Raw genomic sequence first — 13624 nt, forward strand, 5'->3', positions numbered from 1 at the left:
CTTCTCCGTCTACCCGAGTTCACCGCGACGGAAGGCGTCCCATATCTCGCTGAGCCTCGCGGTCGTTGCAGGGGTCCGCTCCTGTGCTTGTTCAACGAGTCGGAGGGCATCGTCGATCTCGCTGAGCTTCCTGGAGGACAGGATGGCCGCCCGCTCTGTCAGGTCGTCCCGGGACACGGTGGTCAGCCACGTGCACGGGGTGAAGCCTGGACGCGGGAACGCTAGCCGCAGCACGCCTTCGAACGGCAGCCCTTCACCGGCGCCGACCGTCACTTCGATGCCCAGGCCGCTGATGTCGAGGCCCGCCGGAGCGACGACCTGCATCACCTGGAACCCGGACGCGTCGTCTCCTGCCAGCAGTACGACCAACCTCCGCTCGTCGAACTGGACCCACCAGACTTCGCCACGTTGCACAAGCCCCTCCGATACACAGGACGACAGGCAGACGCTGCGCGACCTGACGCGGTGTGGAGACGGGTGCGGCCACCGTTGATCAACGGTGTGTGAAGACAAACGATCATGTGGTGGCCGCAGGTCACAGCGTAGACCCTGCCTGCTGGCAGGAGGCGTTCGAGGGCCTGATGAGCCGGATAGCGGGACGCTTCGCACGGGTCGAATCCCGACGCCGGATCAGGGAGCATCGTCTGGTGCCGTGCTTCGCAAGGCGGAGGAGGGCGGCGACGCGAATGGGGGTCTCCCCTGCTCGAGCGAAGCCGAGAGCTTGGGGAAGTCGTCGACCGACGACAACGCGGCGGGGCGTCGCGGTGCCAGGCGGCCCGGGCCCGGCCATGATCCGCCGGACACCCCCTAGCCCTGCTCGGCCTCCGCCAGCTGCGCCAGCCCGCGCAGCTGCTCCGGGGTCATCCCGTCCGGGATCGGCACCGGTGCCGGAGTGCGCAGCGGCGGCTGCCAGCCGGTTTCGGGCTGCCACCTGCGGACGATGCGCGCCGGCGCCCCCGCCACCACGGCGTGGTCCGGCACCTCGCCCCGCACGACGGCACCCGCGGCCACGACCACGTTGCGGCCGAGCCGGGCACCGGGGAGGATCACCGCGCCCGTGCCGAGCCAGCAGCCCGGGCCGATCTCCACCGGGGCGCTGCGCGGCCACTGCTTGCCGACGGGCTCGTGCGGATCGTCGTAACTGTGGTTCGTGGACGTGATGTAGACCCCGGGACCGCAGAACGTGTTGGACCCGATGGCGATCCGGGCGTCGGCGATGACGTGGCTGCCCCGGCCGATGACCACCCCGTCCCCGAGGACGAGCATCGGCTCCGCGCCCAGGTCGAGGTCCGGCATCATGCCGGCGGTGAGGGTGACCTGCTCGCCGATGATGCAGTGCCCGCCGAGGCGGATCCACTGCTCGCCGAAGACCGTGCCCTGCGGGAAGGCGAGCCGGGTGCCCTGCCCGATCGCACCGAACCGCAGGCGTCCCGGGGTCTGCGCGGTGACCGCGCCGGCCTGCTGCATCCAGCGCCAGCCGGCGTGGACCGCGCGGTTCGCCAGCCGGCGGCGCAGGGCCGTCAGCGATGAGAACGTGTTCTGGTTCTTCGGCACCCGGCCACGGTAGTGCGCCGGGCGGCGCCCGTCGGGGCCGCGATCCTGTGATCTTCACCCCATCGCGGGTGCGGGGGCCTGCGTGCCCTACGGTGCTGTGAGCGCGGCAGCGGCATCCGGAGAGACGAAGGAAGAGAACATGACGTACCAGGCGGCCCAAGCACTCGTGGCGGGCGTCGGCGGCAAGAACCCCGACATCGACCCGACGGCCTTCACCGCGCCCACCTCCGTCGTGGTCGGCGACGTCACCCTCGGCGCCGGCGCGAGCATCTGGTACTCGGCGGTGCTGCGCGCCGACTGCGGCCCGATCGCCCTCGGCGCGGACAGCAACGTGCAGGACAACTGCACGATCCACGTGGACCCCGGCTTCCCCGTCTCGATCGGCGAGCGCGTGTCCATCGGCCACAACGCGGTCGTGCACGGCTGCACGGTCGAGGACGACTGCCTGATCGGCATGGGCGCCACCGTCCTGAACGGCGCCGTGATCGGCGCGGGCTCCCTGGTGGCCGCGCAGGCGCTGGTCCCGCAGGGCATGGTGGTCCCGCCCGGCTCGCTGGTCGCGGGCGTACCCGCCAAGGTGCGACGCGAGCTGACCGAGGAGGAGCGCGAGCACATCCGGATCAACGCCCAGATGTACGTGGAACTGGCCAAGCAGCACCGCGCCTCGGTGACCCCGGAGGCGTAGTCCGCTAGCGGGACTCCCACGCCGCCAGCAGCAGGGCCCTGACGGCCCTGTAGTCGTGGCTGCGCGGCCCGGGGCCCGGCCAGCCACGGGAGGACGTCTCCTCGCGGGCGGTGCGCAGCTGCCCCGCCCGCCCTTCCCGCACGGTCCGCTCGGTGACGGCGGCGCCCCGCGCGAGCAGCCGCTCCACCGTGGCCGGGAAGCCCCAGTTGGCGGCCCAGTCGAGTGCGGTGCAGTCCTTCATCCGCTCCTCGATGTCGGCGCCCCGGTCCAGCAGCAGGTCGACGAGGTCCGGGTTCCCGCTGTCCAGGGACGTGGCCGCCAGGACCAGCGGTACGTAGCACAGCCCCCCGGCGGGGCCGCCCGGCGGGGCTCCCGCGTCCAGCAGGGCCCGAGCGGCTTCGGTGTGCCCGTTCATCGCCGCGAGGGCCATCGGCGTCGTCTCGTTGTACGGGCCGGCGTCGAGCAGGGGGTCGGCGCCCGCCGCGAGGAGGAGGCGGACGGCCTCCGCGTGCCCGGCGCACACGGCGAGGTCCAGTGCCCTGCGGCCCCCGACCACCCAGGCGTCGACCTCGGCCCCCTCGGCGAGCAGGCGCCGCACCAGCTCCGCGTCGCCGGCCTCCGCCGCCCGCCCCAGCCCGTTCGCCAGCGCGAGGTAGTGGTCCGTCCGGCCCTCGTTCGACCAGTCGCCTTCCGGTCGCTCCACCGCCGTCACTCGCCGACCGGCACTCGGGCCTCGGCCTGTGCGGGGACGCCGCCCCCGGTCACCGCCGCGGCCGCCTTCTTCATCCGGCTGCGCACCACCAGCGTCACCACGAGCCCGAACACCACGGCGAGCGCGAGCGCCGCCCAGGAGAACCGCTTCAGCCACGGCTCCGCGACGATCCCGACCGAGTAGATGACGGCCGTGGTGCCGCCCGCCCAGAGGATGCCGCCGAAGACGTTGGCGATCAGGAACTTCCAGTACGGCATGTGCAGCACGCCCGCCAGCGGCCCGGCGAAGATCCGCAGCAGGGCCACGAACCGCCCGAAGAAGACGGCCCACATGCCCCACTTCTCGAAGGAGCGTTCCGCCACGGCCACGTGCTCCGGCCCGAAGTGCTTGGGGAAGCGGCGGCCCAGCTTCTCCAGCAGGGGCTTGCCGCCGCGGCGTCCGATCGCGTAGCCGATCGAGTCGCCGACGATCGCTCCCGTGATCGCGCAGATGCCCAGCACCACCGGGTCGATGTCCCCGTGCTGGGAGGCCAGCAGTGCCGAGCTGACCAGGATGATCTCCCCGGGCAGCGGGATGCCGAGGCTCTCGAGTCCGATGACCAGACCCACCAAGAGATAGATGCTGACCGCGGGGATCGTCTCCAGCCATTCCTGGATGTCCACCGGTACGTCCTCCCGAGTCGTCCCCGGCGCGCCCCCTGTGACACGCCGAACGGGCAGCCTATCGGCTCCTCACCACAGCCTTCGCCCTCAGCGGCAGTTCGCGGGAGGAACGACCGGCGAACACCTCCCGGCGACCGGAACCCAGCACCCAGGTCCGCCGCTCCGGATCCCACGACGACAGCGTCCGGGCGTCCACGTCGACGGTGACCCGCTCCGCCGCGCCCGGCGCGAGGGTGAGCCGCCGGTAGCCGGCCAGGGCGCGCACCGGTTGGTCGAGGCTCAGCTCGGGGGACGGGCCGACGTACACCTGGGCCACCTCGGTGCCCTTGCGGCGGCCGGTGTTGCGGACGGTGAACTCCACGCGCAGGCCTCCCCGCTCCGCTCTGACCGTCAGCTTCTCGTACTGCCAGGTCGTGTACGAGAGCCCGTGCCCGAAGGGGAACAGCGGGGCCACCTGCTGCGCGTCGTACCAGCGGTGGCCGACGTGGACGCCCTCGGTGTACTCCTGCCGGCCGCCCACGCCCGGGTACCGGGCCGGGTCCCCGCCGACCGGGGTGGCCTGCTCGTCGGCCGGAAACGTCTGGGTGAGCCGGCCGCCCGGGTCCGCGTCCCCGAAGAGGACGTCGGCGGTCGCGCCCGCGCCCTCCTGGCCCGGGTAGTACATCTGGAGGACCGCTCCGGTGCGCGGGAGCCACGGCATGGTCGTACTGGAGGAGGTGTTGAGTACGACGGTGGTGCGCGGGTTCGCCGCGGCGACGGCCTCGATGAGCCGGGCCTGTCCGCCCGGGAGCGCCAGGGAGGTGCGGTCGCTGCCTTCGGTGGAGTCCTCGTAGGCGAAGAGGACCACGCTGTGCGCCGCCTTGGCGGTGCGCACCGCCTCGGCGACATCGGCGGCCCGGGTCGCCTTCGTGGTGTGCCGGAGCCGGAACCTCTGCCCCTTGGCCCCGCCCCGCGCGGTGACGGCGAGCCGGTGGGTGCCGGCCTTGAGGACGAGGGTGCGGCGGCGCACGTTCATCCCGTCGGGGGCGGCGCCGACGAGTCCGCCCGCGAAGCGCTCGGCCGCCCCTTGGCGCACCGGGAACAGCTCCTCGCCGTCGAGGCGTACGACGGGCCGCTGCCCGGTGTAGTGGACGAGCAGGGTCCACTCGTCCTCCTCGGCGAGCCGGAACTCGCCCGCGTGGTTCCAGCTCCGCCCGGCCTCCACGCTCCGGTCGTCCAGGTCGGCGGCCGGGGTGAGCAGCTTCGCGGGCAGCGGGCGCCCGTAGAGGTCCTCGCCGAGGGCGTAGCGGACGGTCGAGCCCTTCCCGGCGCGCTGCCTGATGGCGGTGAGCGGGGCGGCCGCCCCGTCGGGGACCACGTGCGCGCTGCCGCCGCCGCTGACGAACGGGACCTGGCCGGTGGGCCCGATCACGGCGATGGAGCGGGCGGCGGCGCCGGTCAGCGGCAGGGTGCCGTGTTCGTTGCGCAGCAGCACCGCGCCGGCGGTCGCCACCTTGCGGGCGAGCCGGGCCCCGGCGGCGGCGTCGCGCGGGGGCCGGGCGGCGGGCCGGGCCGCGAGCAGCCCGAAGCGGTCCATGGTGGTCAGGATCCGGTGTACGGCGAGGTCGACGAAGGCCTCCGGCACGGAGCCGCCGCGCACGGCCTGGCGCAGCGGGCCGCCGTAGTGGGTGCCGCCGGGCATCTCCATGTCGAGCCCGGCGCCGATGGCGGCGACGGTGCTGTGGGCGGCGTCCCAGTCGGACATCACCCAGCCGTCGAACCCCCAGGCCTCGCGCAGCAGTTCGTCGAGCAGCGGCTTGCTCTCGCAGGCGTAGACCCCGTTGACCTTGTTGTAGGCGCCCATCACCGCGCCCGCGCCGGCGGTCACCGCGGCCTCGAAGCCCCGCAGCTCGGTCTCGTGCAGGGTCTGTTCGGCGGCGATCACGTCGACGGTGTCGCGGCCGCGCTCCTGGTTGTTGAGGGCGAAGTGCTTGACGGTGGCGATGAGTCCCTCGTCCTGGATCCCGCGGACCACCTCGCCGACCAGGTCGGCGGTCAGCCGGGGGTCCTCGGCGAAGGTCTCGAAGTTCCGGCCCGCGTACGGGGTGCGGATGAGGTTGGCCATGGGCGAGAGCAGTACGTCCTGGCCGAGTGCCCGGCCCTCTCGCCCGAGGGCCCTGCCGTACTCGCGGGCGAGCGCCGGGTCGAAGGCGGAGGCCAGCATGACCGGCGCGGGCAGCGCGGTGGCGGGTTTGCCGACCCGTACGCCGGCGGGCCCGTCGGCGAGGCGCAGCGCGGGGATGCCCAGGCGCGGTACGCCGGGCACGTAGCCGGCCTGGCCGAGCGGGGCGGGGTCCTGGGCGCCGTGCAGCAGGGCGGTCTTCTCGTCGAGGGTGAGCCGCTCCAGCAGGGCGTCGATCCGGGCGGTGCCGCCGGGTTCCGCGGCGGGCGCCGCGGGCGCGGGCGAGGCCTTGCGGAGCCCCGCGCCCGGGGGCACGGTGGCCACGCAGCCGCCCGCCGCACCCATCGCTCCCGCCGCTCCGAGCAGCCGCATCACCGTACGTCTGGACACGGCCTCGCTCATGGGCGCTCCCTGCGGCGTGGGTCGGCGGGAGCGGCCCCGCGCCGGGCCGCTCCCCCGCCCACTGTGCGCCGGGCACCGGCGGGTCCCGCCGAGACGCGCCACCGGGCCCGCCGAGTTTCAGCCCTGCGGCGGCGGAGGCAGGCTGTCCACGTTCCGCTCGGCCTCTTCCCGGAGCTGCACCCGGGCCTCGGTGCGGTGCCCGCGCGCGATGTAGTCCCGTACGACGGCCTCCACGGCGTCCTGCGGCGACCCGACCCCGGCGAGGACCATCACCTCCACCACGAGCTCTGCGTCGAGGCTGATGTCGATCTTGGCCACGGGCACTCCCTCCATCGTCGTGCGAGGGACTCTAGCGGCAGTGGGCGCACTACGCCGTGGCGTTGGGACGCAGCGTCCAGACCACGGTCATCTCGCCCGTCACGGCCTCGTCCTCGCGCTGGATGGCGATGGTCACCGGGAACTCGGGGCGGCCGCCCGCGTCGAGTTCGGCGATGACCTCCGCGGCGGGGCGGCCGAGGGTGGCGGTGGCGGTCACGACGCCCTTGGCGAGCTTCTTGTAGCCGATCTCGGCCTTCACCGCGAGGGGGACGGCGCGCGAGAGCTGGTCGCCGAAGGCGGCCAGGACGATGGCGCCGCTCGCCGATTCGGCGAGGGTGAACATGGCGCCGGCGTGCGGGCCGCCGACGTGGTTGTGGTAGTCGGGCTGGTCCGGGAGGCGGACGACCGCGCGCTCGGGGGTGGTCTCCAGGAACTGGAGGTTCAGGGTGCGGGCCATCGGCACGGTCGCGGCGAGCAGTTCGCCCACGTTCATCTGATCTGCGCTCATGAAAAGCGATGTTACCCGCGAGTAAGCACGATTGGCCAGACCCAGGCCGGGGGCGGCCGTGGCCCACGGAGTCCCCTCCCACTATCGTTACCGGCCATGTGGCCAGGACAGCAGCAGCCGCCCGGGGGCGAACAGAACCCCCAAGGCGCACAACAGAACCCGTACCAGCAGCAGCCGGGGCAGCCGAACCCGTACCAGCAGCAGCCCGGTTACGGATACCCGCAGCAGCCCGGGTACCAGCAGCCCGGGTACGAGCAGCCCCCGACCGTCGTTCCCGGCCAGCAGTGGGGCCAGCCCCAGCCGCCCGCACGGCCCCAGGGCGGCGGGAGCCCCTTCCAGACCAAGACGGTGGCCATCGTCTCGGCAACCGCGGTCATCGTGGCGGCCGCGGCCACCGGCGCGTTCGTCCTCACGCGGGACGACAAGAAGACCGACGAGGCCGACGGCAAGCCCGCCACCTCCTCCTCGGCGCCCGCCACCACCGCGCCCGCCCCGGCCGGCAGCAGCGCGAACCCGCGTGCGGGCGGCGACGTCCAGCCCGTCGTGCCGGGCTGGAAGGTCGTGATCAACCCCAAGTACGGCACCGCCTTCGACGTCCCGCCGGAGTGGAAGGTGCTCGGCTCCGGCATGTCCGTGGGCTTCGAGGACGAGGCCAAGAAGGACGGCTCGGCCTTCGTCATGATGTCCGCACCGGCCTACCTCAAGGAAGAGTGGTGCAAGGTCGACTCCAACGGGGACGGCCGCGAGGAGAAGACCTCGCTGGCCGGCACCGGCACCAAGGGCGGCCAGGGCGCGAAGGACACCGCTGAGCTCTCGCGCAACGCGGCCGGCAGCTGGGCGTACGGCGGGTACGGGCAGCCGCATCCCATCGAGGTCACCAAGATCTCCGAGGCCAAGGAGTACACCACGCTCTCCGGCCTCAAGGGCCACATGGCGACGGCGACCGTGAGCGGCCTGCCGAAGCCGAACAAGTGCTCCTCCGACGGCAAGTCCATCGCCTTCAGCTTCAAGACCACGAACGGTGACTTCTCGTCCTGGGTCCTCTACAGCGCCGCAGGCGTCCCGGACGAGGTCAAGCAGGACACGATGGAGAAGATCCTCAGCACGGTCCGCCTCACCCCCGCGAGCTGACGTACCTCACCCCGGTCCCGGTCCGACAATCCGTTTGGATTCTCGGCCCGGGGCGGGGATAGTCCGGTGGTGAGCTCTCCCCGCACCGCCTCCGCCCGTACGCCCGCACGCCGCCGCCGCCCCGAGTGGGCCGGCCGCAACTACACGCTGCTGACGAGCGCGGCGGTCGTCACGAACCTCGGCAGTCACGGAGCGCTCATCGCCGCCGCCTACGCGGTGATCGAGGCGGGGGGATCCACGGGCGACGTCGGCCTGGTCGCCGCCGCCCGTACGCTGCCGCTCGTCCTCTTCCTGCTCATCGGCGGCGCGATCGCCGACCGGTTGCCGCGCCACCGCGTGATGGTCGCGGCCAACGCCCTCAACTGCCTGTCCCAGGCCGCCTTCGCCGTGCTCGTCCTCTCCGGGGAACCGCAGCTGTGGCAGATGATGCTGCTGACCGCCCTGTGCGGCACCGGCACGGCCTTCTTCAACCCCGCGGCCGAAGGCATGCTGCTGGCCACCGTCTCCGGCGAGCACGCCAACCGCGCCTTCGCGCTCTTCCGGATGGCGATGAACGGCGCCGGCATCGGCGGCGCGGCCCTCGGCGGCGCGATGATCGCCGCAGTCGGACCGGGCTGGGTGCTGGCCGTGGACGCGGCCGCCTTCGCGGTCGCGGGCGCGCTGCGCGCCTTCCTGCACGTCGCCCCCACCACCGGACGGGCTCCCGGCGGCGGCATGCTGGCCGATCTGCGCGAGGGCTGGGTGGAGGTCCGTACCCGCCCCTGGCTGTGGAGCATCGTGCTCCAGTTCTCCGTGGTCATGGCCGTCGTGGGCGCCGCCGAGGCGGTCTACGGTCCCCTGATCGCCCGGGAACGGCTCGGCGGCGCGGCGCCGTGGGGCTTGGCACTGGCCTGCTTCGGGGTGGGGACCATCGGCGGAGCGGTCCTGATGATGAGGTGGAAGCCGCGCAGGCTGCTGCTGACCGGCACCCTGTGCGTGTTCCCGCTCGCGCTGCCGTCGGCCGGTCTGGCCGTGCCGCTGCCGGTGTGGGGGCTGTGCGCGGTGATGCTGGTGAGCGGCGTGGCCATCGAGGTGTTCGGCGTGAACTGGATGACGACCCTGCACCAGGAGATCCCGGAGGACAAGTTCTCCCGGGTCTCCGCCTACGACTGGTTCGGCTCGCTGTCGATGCTCCCGCTGGCCACCGCCCTGGCGGGCCCGGCCGAATCGGCCTTCGGCCGCACCCCGTCGCTGTGGGGCTGCGCGGCACTGGTCGTGCTGGCCACGGCCCTGGTCCTCGTGATCCCGGACGTGCGCCACCTGACCCGCCGGGAGCACGTGGAGTCCGGGCCGGGCTCGAACCGCCCCGCGGGCGACCCGGCCGGGCCCGGCGGACGGCATCAGCCGGAATCCAGCCCCGCCGGCGTTTGAGGCGCGGGGTCTGGGGCGGAGCCCCAGGACGCGGCGCCGCACCCGCCCGCTCACCCCAGGCTGAACGCGCCCTCCGGCGGGGCCGGGGACGCAGCGGCGTCGGCATCGGCCACCGGCCGCGCCCCCCGCACGAAGCGGGCCAGCCCGTCCCCGAACTCCACCCTGGCGGGAAACGCGTCGCCCGCGCACAGCCGGGCCAGCACCCCCACCTCCAGCGGAGCGTCGGAGGCGAGCAGCACCGCGTTCCCGAACCGCCGCCCCCGCAGCACCGCCGGCTCCGCGATCAGCGCCAGCCCCGCGAAGGCTTCGCCGAAGTTCGCCAGTTGGGCCCGCAGGAAGTCGAACGGCGCCCCGTCCGCCAGGTTCGCCGCGTACAGCCCCCCGGGCCGCAGCACCCGCGCGGCCTCCCGCGCGTACTCCACCGACGTCAGCTGGGCCGGCACCCGCGAGCCGCCGAACACATCGGCCACGATCACGTCCGCGCTCCGCGCCGGCGCCGCCTCAAGCCAGGCCCGGGCGTCGGCGGCGTGCACCGTGACCCCGCAGCCCTCCGGCAGCGGCAGGTGCCCGGCGACCAGCTCCACCAGGCCCGCGTCGAACTCGACGACCGCCTGCCGGGAGCCCGCCCGGGTCGCGGCCGCGTACCGCGGAAGGGTCAGCGCGCCGCCGCCGAGGTGCAGCAGGTCCAGCGCCGCCCCCGGCTCCGCCGCGCAGTCCAGGACGTGCGCGAGGCGGCGTACGTACTCGAACTCCAGGTGCAGCGGATCATCGAGGTCCACGTACGACTGCGGCGCCCCGTCGACGGTCAGCAGCCAGGCCCGCTCCCGGTCCACGTCCGGCATCAGCTTGGCGGTGCCCTGGCCCACTTCCCGGATCACCGGGATCTGTTCGTCGCTCACCCCACCATTGTCGGGCCGGGCTCAGCCCGTCCACACCGCCGCGGCCTCGGCGGCGTGCTCCGCGGCCTGCGCCAGGCCCGCCCGGGCCGCCGGGTCGCGCCGGGCCGGGTCCAGGACGTTGCGCCCGAAGACCTTGCGGGCCGCCGCCGACGGGGTGATCACCAGCACCCGCGCCCCCGCCGCCCGCAGGCGCGCGGCCTGCGCGGCGGGCGAGGGGACCAGGCCGGAGCCGAGCGAGATCGGCGCGATGATCACCACGCGGGCGCAGCCGGCCGCCAGGTCGGCGTTGGTGGCGGAGCGGATTCCGCCGTCGATGAAGCGGCGTCCGCCCACCGTCACGGGCGGCCACACCCCCGGCACCGCGCAGCTCGCCGAGACCGCGTCGACGAGCCCGGCCCCGCTCTCCTTGTCGAAGTCGGCCGGCTCGCCGGTGAGCGCGTCGACGGCGGTGACCACCAAGCGCCGCTCGGGCCATTCGTGCGAGACCAGCCGGGCGGCGAACACCTCGCGCCGATCGGCCTCCACCCCCGTGTCGGCGGCCAGGGCGAGAGCACCGACCCGCTGCCGGTAGGCGGTCGAGTCGCGCGAGCGCACCATCGCGAGGGCGTACCGGGCGATGACGCCCGCCCCCAGCTTCGCGGCGGCCTCCCCGGTGGCGGCGCCGAGCTGGCGCTCGTACAGCTCCTGCGGGGAGAGCAGTCCGGAGGTGAGCTGGGCGCCGACCAGCGAACCGGCGGAGGTGCCGACCACGAGGTCGGCGGTCGTGAGGTCGACCCCCGCGCGGGCGAGCCCGTACAGGATCCCGCACTCCCAGCCGACGCCGGTCAGTCCGCCGCCGCCGAGCACCAGTGCCGTATCGCCGCCCATCGCAGCCCACCCCTCCGCGCATGCCTGTGGTGACGGCAGTCTGCCGCAGCAGGCCGGCCGTCACCACAGAGGGGGCCTGATCAACCGGCCCGGACAGCGGTCAGCCCAGCACCGCCGTCACCGTGCCCGCCCCGACCGTCCGCCCGCCCTCGCGGATCGCGAAGCCGAGCCCCGACTCCAACGGGACGTCCCGCCCGAGCTCGACGGTCATCGTGACCGTCTCCCCCGGCCGGGCCAGGCCGGCCACCCCCAGGTCCACGTCCCCCACCACGTCGGCGGTGCGGATGTAGAACTGCGGCCGGTAGCCGGTGGCCACCGGCGTCGTACGGCCTCCCTCGCGCCCGGAGAGCACGTACACCTGCGCGGTGAACCGGCGCTTCGGCGTCACGCTGCCCGGAGCGGCCACGACGTGCCCGCGGCGCACCCCGTCGCGCGGCACCCCGCGCAGCAGCAGCGCCACGTTGTCACCCGCCTCCGCGGACTCCATCGGCTTGCCGAAGGTCTCCAGGCCGGTGACGACCGTCTCGACGGGCCCGCCGGATCCGCCGCCGTCGCCGAGCACGCTCACGCGGTCGCCGATCCGGACGGTCCCGCGCTCGACGGCGCCGGTCACCACGGTGCCGCGGCCGGTGATCGTCAGCACGTTCTCCACCGGCAGCAGGAACGGGGCCTCCGTGTACCGCACCGGTGTCGGCACGTACGTGTCCACCGCGTCCAGCAGCGCCTCGATCGCCCCGGTCCACCGCGGGTCGCCCTCCAGCGCCCCGAGTCCGGAGACCCGTACGACCGGGGTGCCGTCACCGCCGTAGCCGTGCGCGGTGAGCAGCTCGCGGACCTCCAGCTCGACCAGGTCGGTCAGCTCGGGGTCCCCGGCGTCGGCCTTGTTGAGGGCGACGACGATGTGGTCGACGCCGACCTGCCGGGCGAGGAGCACGTGCTCGGCGGTCTGCGGCATGACCCCGTCGAGCGCGGAGACGACGAGGATCGCGCCGTCGAGCTGGGCGGCGCCCGTCACCATGTTCTTGATGTAGTCGGCGTGCCCTGGCATGTCGACGTGGGCGTAGTGGCGGGTGCCGGTCTCGTACTCGACGTGCGTGAGGTTGATGGTGATCCCGCGCCGGGCCTCCTCGGGGGCCCGGTCGATGCGGTCGAAGGGCACGAAGGAGGCGCCCCCGCGCTCGGCGAGGACCTTGGTGATGGCGGCGGTGAGGGTGGTCTTGCCGTGGTCGACGTGACCCATGGTGCCGATGTTGAGGTGCGGCTTGGTCCGCACGAAGGCCGTCTTGGCCATGATTTCTTCCCGTAGCTCGAAGCCGGAACGGGACCCCTGGATCCAGCCGACCCTCCCCCTGCGGGGTCCGCCGGACGATCCGGGAAGGGTCAGCTTCGTGCGCCGTCGAATGCGGCGAAGGGGAATGCCTCGAACGCCTCTGCGAGGACGGCAGCCTTCGGCGCGTCCGCGACTGCGGACGGTGCGACGGAGAAGGCGAACCGGGACATGGCCCTGATACTGCCCGACCGGCCCGGGTCCGTCGAACGAATTACCGCGCCGTCAGAGGTTCTTGAGCGCCTCGCGCACGGACAGCGGTGACAGCGAGCCGCGTTCGGCCTCGACGAAGGCGCGCACCGCCCCGGGGTCCGTCTTCGCGTACTCGCGCAGGGCCCAGCCGATCGCCTTGCGCAGGAAGAAGTCGGGGTGCCCGGCCTGGCGGCGGCAGTAGGCGAAGAGCCGGTCGGCGTCGGTGGCGTCCTTGTAGCGGAGCTGGTGCAGGAGGGCGGTGCGGGCGAGCCAGAGGTCCTCGTCCCCGATCCACTCGTCCATGACGGCCGCCGGCGCCGGGTCGGCGGCCACCAGCGGGCCGACGGTGTGCGCGGCCAGCAGGTCCACGGTGTCCCACCAGGGGACGGTGACGATCAGGTGCCGCACGACGGGCAGGAAGCCGGAGGAGCAGCGGGAGACGTGGCGGCGCAGGTAGTCGACCGCGAAGTACTGGTACTCGCGCTCCGGGAGCCGCCAGCAGCCGAGGGCGAGCGCCGCACAGTCGGATTCCGAGGGCCGGGGGGTGTCCTTGGTCACCGCCTTGGACAGTTCGCGGCGCTGTGGGGTGGGGATGCCGAGGAAGGGTGCGACGTCCTTCATGTACGCGGCCATGGCCTTGGCCCGCACGGGATCGGCGGCCTGCGCGTACGTGCCGGTCAGCCGCTCCAGGAGGGTGTCCGCGAGGGTGGTGCGGGGAACCCTCGGGGGTCGCCGGTCGTTCGACAGCATGAGGCCCAGATTACGGCGCGATGCCGCGAAGGTCGGTTACTCTCCC

Annotated in this window: 14 protein-coding genes; 3 read left to right on the forward strand and 11 right to left on the reverse strand. The window is 73.7% G+C overall.

Annotation, left to right across the window (positions count from 1 at the left end):
• Nucleotides 1–9 precede the first annotated feature (9 nt).
• The gene (locus AB0O21_RS24560) at nt 10–414 is read right to left on the reverse strand and encodes a type II toxin-antitoxin system PemK/MazF family toxin (protein WP_365173914.1); all 405 of its coding nucleotides are present in this window, start codon (nt 412–414) and stop codon (nt 10–12) included.
• Between the two features lie 393 nt (nt 415–807).
• Nucleotides 808–1554: an acyltransferase gene (locus tag AB0O21_RS24565; protein WP_365173916.1), complete on the reverse strand. Its 747-nt coding sequence runs from the start codon at nt 1552–1554 to the stop codon at nt 808–810.
• 139 nt (nt 1555–1693) lie between these two features.
• Between AB0O21_RS24565 and AB0O21_RS24570 the strand changes: the two genes are divergently transcribed.
• Complete coding sequence (locus AB0O21_RS24570) at nt 1694–2239, forward strand: gamma carbonic anhydrase family protein (RefSeq protein ID WP_365173919.1); 546 nt, start codon at nt 1694–1696, stop codon at nt 2237–2239.
• A gap of 4 nt (nt 2240–2243) precedes the next feature.
• Here the strand turns inward: AB0O21_RS24570 and AB0O21_RS24575 are convergent, their stop codons facing one another.
• The 5 genes from AB0O21_RS24575 to AB0O21_RS24595 all read right to left on the reverse strand — a co-directional run bounded on the left by AB0O21_RS24575 (nt 2244) and on the right by AB0O21_RS24595 (nt 7002).
• Complete coding sequence (locus AB0O21_RS24575) at nt 2244–2942, reverse strand: ankyrin repeat domain-containing protein (protein WP_365173922.1); 699 nt, start codon at nt 2940–2942, stop codon at nt 2244–2246.
• A 5-nt stretch (nt 2943–2947) separates the two neighbouring features.
• Nucleotides 2948–3613, reverse strand: a complete 666-nt coding sequence (locus AB0O21_RS24580) for a DedA family protein (RefSeq protein ID WP_365173924.1) — start codon at nt 3611–3613, stop codon at nt 2948–2950.
• 58 nt (nt 3614–3671) lie between these two features.
• The gene (locus AB0O21_RS24585; protein ID WP_365173926.1) at nt 3672–6176 is read right to left on the reverse strand and encodes a glycoside hydrolase family 3 C-terminal domain-containing protein; all 2505 of its coding nucleotides are present in this window, start codon (nt 6174–6176) and stop codon (nt 3672–3674) included.
• Nucleotides 6177–6293: 117 nt separating this feature from the next.
• Entirely contained in the window at nt 6294–6494 is a 201-nt protein-coding gene (locus tag AB0O21_RS24590) for a DUF2191 domain-containing protein (protein ID WP_365173928.1), read from the reverse strand.
• 49 nt (nt 6495–6543) lie between these two features.
• Complete coding sequence (locus AB0O21_RS24595; protein WP_365173931.1) at nt 6544–7002, reverse strand: DUF4442 domain-containing protein; 459 nt, start codon at nt 7000–7002, stop codon at nt 6544–6546.
• Nucleotides 7003–7098: 96 nt separating this feature from the next.
• Here AB0O21_RS24595 and AB0O21_RS24600 point away from each other — a divergent pair, with 96 nt between their 5' ends.
• Complete coding sequence (locus AB0O21_RS24600) at nt 7099–8133, forward strand: hypothetical protein (protein WP_365173933.1); 1035 nt, start codon at nt 7099–7101, stop codon at nt 8131–8133.
• A 69-nt stretch (nt 8134–8202) separates the two neighbouring features.
• A complete protein-coding gene (locus AB0O21_RS24605; RefSeq protein ID WP_365173936.1) occupies nt 8203–9543 on the forward strand; it encodes an MFS transporter in 1341 nt (446 codons plus the stop codon).
• Nucleotides 9544–9593: 50 nt separating this feature from the next.
• Here AB0O21_RS24605 and AB0O21_RS24610 read toward each other — a convergent pair whose 3' ends face one another.
• The 4 genes from AB0O21_RS24610 to AB0O21_RS24625 form a co-directional block, all read right to left on the reverse strand.
• Nucleotides 9594–10385: a fused MFS/spermidine synthase gene (locus tag AB0O21_RS24610; protein WP_365174005.1), complete on the reverse strand. Its 792-nt coding sequence runs from the start codon at nt 10383–10385 to the stop codon at nt 9594–9596.
• Between the two features lie 78 nt (nt 10386–10463).
• The gene (locus AB0O21_RS24615; protein WP_365173938.1) at nt 10464–11309 is read right to left on the reverse strand and encodes a patatin-like phospholipase family protein; all 846 of its coding nucleotides are present in this window, start codon (nt 11307–11309) and stop codon (nt 10464–10466) included.
• Nucleotides 11310–11409: 100 nt separating this feature from the next.
• Nucleotides 11410–12600 (reverse strand): elongation factor Tu, encoded by a 1191-nt coding sequence (gene tuf, locus AB0O21_RS24620; RefSeq protein WP_365173940.1) that lies wholly within the window; start codon nt 12598–12600, stop codon nt 11410–11412.
• 261 nt (nt 12601–12861) lie between these two features.
• Nucleotides 12862–13578 (reverse strand): DNA alkylation repair protein, encoded by a 717-nt coding sequence (locus tag AB0O21_RS24625; RefSeq protein ID WP_365173942.1) that lies wholly within the window; start codon nt 13576–13578, stop codon nt 12862–12864.
• Nucleotides 13579–13624: the final 46 nt, after the last annotated feature.

Origin of the sequence: Streptomyces sp. NPDC091371 (genome assembly GCF_040684275.1) — a bacterium.
Classification (GTDB): Bacteria; Actinomycetota; Actinomycetes; order Streptomycetales; family Streptomycetaceae; genus Streptomyces.